The organism is Collinsella sp. AF23-2 (genome assembly GCF_003459245.1).
Taxonomy (GTDB): Bacteria; Actinomycetota; Coriobacteriia; order Coriobacteriales; family Coriobacteriaceae; genus Collinsella.
Genome location: NZ_QRVG01000038.1, coordinates 1 through 4,348 on the forward strand (window position 1 = coordinate 1; position 4,348 = coordinate 4,348).

4 protein-coding genes are annotated in these 4,348 nt (G+C 59.2%); 3 read left to right on the top strand and 1 reads right to left on the bottom strand.

All coding sequences use genetic code 11. The annotated features are described in order from the left end of the window. Window positions 1-144 precede the first annotated feature (144 nt). Window positions 145-783 (top strand): YigZ family protein, encoded by a 639-nt coding sequence (locus tag DWY03_RS09810; protein ID WP_197032843.1) that lies wholly within the window; start codon window positions 145-147, stop codon window positions 781-783. A gap of 67 nt (window positions 784-850) precedes the next feature. Here the strand turns inward: DWY03_RS09810 and DWY03_RS09815 are convergent, their stop codons facing one another. Beyond that, window positions 851-1,297, bottom strand: coding sequence for a C-GCAxxG-C-C family protein (locus DWY03_RS09815; protein WP_117840735.1), 447 nt, complete (start codon window positions 1,295-1,297; stop codon window positions 851-853). 233 nt (window positions 1,298-1,530) lie between these two features. On the opposite strand from DWY03_RS09815, the gene DWY03_RS09820 reads away from it, so the two are divergent. After that, a complete protein-coding gene (locus DWY03_RS09820; protein ID WP_117840737.1) occupies window positions 1,531-2,814 on the top strand; it encodes an O-acetylhomoserine aminocarboxypropyltransferase/cysteine synthase family protein in 1,284 nt (427 codons plus the stop codon). Window positions 2,815-2,955: 141 nt separating this feature from the next. Then, complete coding sequence (locus DWY03_RS09825; RefSeq protein ID WP_117840739.1) at window positions 2,956-4,260, top strand: MFS transporter; 1,305 nt, start codon at window positions 2,956-2,958, stop codon at window positions 4,258-4,260. The last annotated feature ends 88 nt before the right edge of the window (window positions 4,261-4,348 follow it).

A 4,348-nucleotide genomic window follows, 5' to 3' on the forward strand; every position in this document is an offset into this window, starting at 1 on the left:
TATCTTTTTAGTGCCCTCGGATTGGGTCATAGTGTCTGTTGGCGACGGCATCATTGGCGTTTCCGTTCTTGTTGGCGAGGGCAATGGTACTGCCTTTGCCGTATTATTGAGGCTGTTTGTTGCTTTGCTTGTTGTTGAGGGGCTTTGTTGGACAGCTATTTTACTCTGCAATCGAATATTGAGGCTTCGGGCGAGTTTGTGGACCGTAAGAGCCGGTTTATTGCCCAGCTGGTCCATATTGAGTCCGAGGATGAGGCAAATGCCTTTATCGAGATGGTCCGCAAGCGTCATTACGATGCCCGGCATAATGTTCCCGCGTGGATTTTGGTCGACGGGCGCGAGCGCCAGAGCGATGACGGTGAGCCGAGCCGTACGAGTGGCATGCCGACGCTCGAGGTGCTGCGCGGCGTAGGCCTCAAAAACGTTTGCTGCGTGGTGACGCGCTATTTTGGTGGCACGCTGTTGGGCCCCGGCGGCTTGGTGCGCGCCTATACCGCGGCGACGCAGGCGGCGGTGGCTGCGGCTCAGGAGGCCGGGCAGATCGTCGAGATGACGAGTGTCGTGCCTGTTGACGTGCATGTGGCCTATCCACAGTATGAGCAGGTGCTTCGTTTGGCGCAGGATTGTGGTGCCAAGGTTTCGGATACCGATTACGCGGATGCCGTGACGATTCATTTAGTGTTTAAGGCGGGGGAGCAGGAGCCGTTTTGCGCCAAGATGCGCGAGCTTATGGCCGGTCGCGAGGAGATCGAGGTCGGCGCTCCCGAATTTGCTGAGTTCTAACGGCGACGGCCGGCGTGCTCTTGGATGAATCCCAAGCGTGCCGGCCGTCGTTTTCTGTTGCTACCGTTTACTCGGCGAGCTGCTTTAGCACGTCACAGGCAATCTCGACGGCATCGTCGATGCAGCCGGGGCAGCTACGGAGTGGACCCTTATCCGATCCGATGCCCTTGAGCGTGCCACAGATGGTCGTCGTGTTCTTCTCGCCAAAACGCTTGGCGATCTCGCGTGAAAGCTTATAGGTCTGGCCCTTGGTCTTGGGGTTTTCCATGCCGTCACTCATCACAAAGCCCATTACGGCCACGGCGCCCGAGATGGCGCCGCAGGTCTCGGTCATGCCGCCCATGCCGGCGCCAAAGCCCTCGGTGAGGGTAAAGGCGACCTGGGGGTCGAGTCCGACGGCAGGCGCGAGCGTGCAGGCGACGGCCTGGGCGCAGTTAAAACCACGGGCGTGGTATTCGGCGGCCTGAGCCTGACAGGCGGCGGCGTCGAGCTGGGTAGTATCGATTTGCTTCATCATTGTCTCCTTGGTCACGGTGTACCCGCCTATGGTACCCTTGCCGACTCATTCGCTTGTCGAGACCGCAGTGCATATCTCATTGTTTTTCGCCATCGAACACTTTCTTAAGATTTGGGACAAATAAACCTGATTAATTTGTCCCATAACCTATCGGCGGGATGGGTTGAGAGGGGTGCGGGGTAGCGGTATCGTGAACCGAATAAAACAAAACCCAAGTAAGGGAGTTGGATATGAGCGAGCAGACCATCGGTACGACGTGTGTTCAGGGCGGTTATCGCCCGGGTGATGCAGAGCCGCGTCAGGTGCCTATCTACCAATCAACCACGTGGAAGTACGACACGTCCGAGCACATGGGCAAGCTGTTCGACCTGGAGGAGTCGGGCTACTTCTACAGCCGTCTGCAGAACCCCACGTGCGATCTGGTTGCCGCCAAGATCTGCGAGATGGAGGGCGGTGCCGCTGCGATGCTCACGAGCTCGGGCATGGCTGCGAACTTCCTTGCGATCTTTAACGTTGCCGGTGCCGGCGATCACGTGGTCGCAAGCTCTGCCATCTACGGCGGCACCTACAACCTGCTCGCCCATACCATGGGTCGTATGGGCGTCACCTGCACCTTCGTCGCCCCCGACTGCACCGATGAGGAGCTCGATGCAGCGTTTGAGCCCAATACCAAGCTCGTCTTTGGCGAGACGATCGCCAACCCCGCCCTTGCCGTGCTCGACATTGAGCGCTTTGCCAAGGCCGCGCATGATCACGGCGTGCCGCTGATGGTCGACAACACTTTCCCGACGCCCGTGATGTGCCGTCCCTTTGAGTGGGGTGCCGACATCGTTACGCACTCCACCACCAAGTACATGGATGGACATGCTGCCTACCTGGGCGGCGTGATCGTCGACCACGGCCAGTTTGACTGGATGGCCCATGCAGACAAGTTCCCGGGTCTCACCACGCCCGACGAGAGCTACCACGGCGTGACCTATGCCGAGAAGTTCGGTCGCGAGGGCGCCTTCATTACCAAGGCAACCGCTCAGCTCATGCGCGACCTCGGCCCCATGCAGAACCCGCAAGCGGCGTTTTTCCTGAATAGCTCGCTTGAGAGTCTGCATGTGCGCATGCCGCGTCATTGTGAGAACGGCCTGGCCGTTGCCAAGTTCCTGCAGAGCCATCCCAAGGTACGCTTCGTGAGCTATCCGGGCCTGGAGGGCGATAAGTACTACGACCTGGCTCAGAAGTACATGCCCAACGGTACCTGCGGCGTTGTGAGCTTTGGCTTTAACGGTGGTCGCGCGGCAGCCGAGACCTTTATGAAGAGCCTCAAGCTCGCCCAGATCGCCACGCATGTGGCAGACGCCCGCACTTGCTGCCTGCATCCTGCTAACGCTACGCATCGCCAGATGAACGACGAGGAGCTCATCGCCTGCGGTATCTCCGCCGACATGGTGCGCCTGTCGTGCGGCCTCGAGGACACGGCCGATCTGATTGCCGACCTTGAGCAGGCGCTCGAGCAGTGCTAGGCTAGCGTTCGCACAAGGCACCGATGCTGGCAGAAAGCTTCGGCGACCTTTCGTTCCGATTCCGTAGGCGGGACCCCAATCGCGACTGTTTACAGGCGATTGGGGCCCCGTTTTTGCGTTGCGCCACTCGAAAGGATGGATATGGAGAAAACCGCAGAGCAGCTGCGCCGCGAGCGTATTGCCCTAGAGGGCGACACCCATGGCAAGAACAAGTGGGCGATTCTGTTTACCGTGCTCATCATGACGTTTATGGTATGTCTGGATTCGACCGTCGTGACCGTGGCGCTGCCCGTGATGCAAAAGGAGCTGGGCATGGGCCTCGATCGCATTCAGCTGGTAAGCTCGGTGTATCTGCTTGCGACATGCGTGGCTATGTTGCCGTTTGGCCGCCTGGGTGACGTGCGCGGCAAGGTCGGCGTATTCCAGCTGGGCGTAATCGTCTTTACGGCAGGCTCGCTGCTTTGTGGCCTTTCGGGTTCGCTCGAGGTCCTTATCCTGGCACGTATTGTTCAGGGCGTCGGTTGCGCGGCGGCCATGGCCAACAACATGGGTATTATCACCGAGTCGTTTCCGGCGCGCGAACGAGGTCGTGCCATGGGTATTCTCGCGACCTTCGTGGCCCTCGGCATGATGTGTGGCCCCGTGCTCGGCGGCATGCTGGTGGCAAGCTTTCCTTGGGAGAGCATCTTCCTCATCAACCTGCCCATTGGCGTCATCTCGTTTATCGTGGGGCTCTATACGCTGCCGCATGTTAGGCCAGAGGCCGGCGAGCGCCCCATGTCCCTGATCGAGGCCGCTCGTCGCTGCTTTGCAAATTCGGCCTTCACCATCAACCTTGCCTGCATGCTCATCGTGTTTGTTGGCATTGGCGCATCCGAGTTTATCCTGCCGTTCTATTTTCAGGACGCCCACGGCTTTGGTTCCGACATTTCCGGACTGCTCTTTTTGGCGCTGCCAATGGTGAATGCCTTTATCGGCCCGCTTTCGGGAACGGTTTCGGACCGTGTTGGCTGCGAGGGTCCCACGGCGGTCGGCCTGGGCGTGTATGTGTGCGGTCTCTTTGCAGTAAGCACGCTCGACGAGCACTCTTCTATCCCTGTGATCGTTTGCTGCGTCGCATTTATGTCGTGCGGTACGTCGATTTTCCAGAGCCCCAACAACTCGCTGTACATGGGCTCGGCTCCGCGCGAGGCACTTGGCTTTGCAGGTAGCTTGGGCAGCTTGGCGCGCTATGCGGGCATGGCGCTGGGTATTACGGCAGGTTCGCATATCCTCTATGGGCAGATGAGCGTGACGATGGGCGAGGCTGTGACCAGTTTTGTTGCAGGCCGTCCGGATGTGTTCCTGTTTGGTTTCCGTTCGGTGTTCTATGTGTTGATGGCTGTGGCCGCTGTGGGCTTTGCGCTTGCCATGGTGCGTTTGGTGAGGATGCGCGCCCGCCATTAGCGTGTTGGGAGGCTGTCTGCCACGATTCGCGCCGTCTCAAAAAGACTGGGGTTGATTTTCAATCTCAGCGCAACAGCCTGAACGGGCC